1 protein-coding gene is annotated in these 801 nt (G+C 69.8%); it reads left to right on the forward strand.

Going from position 1 to position 801, the window contains the following annotated elements; translation table 11 throughout:
• Nucleotides 1-31: 31 nt before the first annotated feature.
• A partial coding sequence (locus AC1DES_RS19140; RefSeq protein WP_476897276.1) for a DeoR/GlpR family DNA-binding transcription regulator occupies nucleotides 32-801 on the forward strand: 770 nt, incomplete at its 3' end.

Below are 801 nucleotides of genomic sequence, written 5' to 3' on the forward strand. Positions count from 1 at the left end.
TCACGCCAGTCCGGCCACGAAGGATGAAAAGATGTTAGCCGCAGCCCGCCACTCCGCCATCCTCGCGGAGGTCCAGCGCGAACGCATCGTCCGGGTCGCGGACCTCGCCCGGATGCTCGGAGTGTCCCTCATGACCGTCCGGCGCGACATCGAGGCCCTCGACGCCGCCGGCGCACTSGAGAAAATCCACGGCGGCGCCAAACTCCCCGGCGGCGCCAGCACCCACGAACCAGGCTTCGACCTGAAAATCACCCAGCTCCAGGACGAAAAAACCGCGATCGCCCACGAGGCAGCCGCCCAGGTCCGCGAAGGCATGGCCGTCGGACTCAGCGCCGGAACCACCACCTGGGCCCTGGCCCAGCTGCTCTCCACCGGACCCCGGATCACCGTCGTGACCAACTCCGTCCGGATCGCCGACGTCTTCCACCAGGGCACCTCCGCCTCCACCGTGATCCTCACCGGCGGGGAACGCACCCCCTCCGACGCGCTCGTCGGCCCCCTCGCCACCTCCGCCCTGAAACAACTCCACCTCGACGTGCTCTTCCTCGGCGTCCACGGCATCGACGCCGACGCCGGCTTCACCACCCCCAACGTCCTCGAAGCCGAAACCGACCGCGCCTTCGTCGCCGCCGCCCGCCGCGTCGTCGTCCTCGCCGACCACACCAAATGGGGAACCCTCGGCATCAGCACCATCGCCGCCCTCGAAGACGCCGACGAACTCATCAGCGACGACCACCTCCCCGGCGAAGCCCGACGCATCCTCGCCCAACGCGTCGGCCGCCTACGCCTCGCCCCCACCAG

The organism is Arthrobacter sp. 05T442, assembly GCF_056395945.1.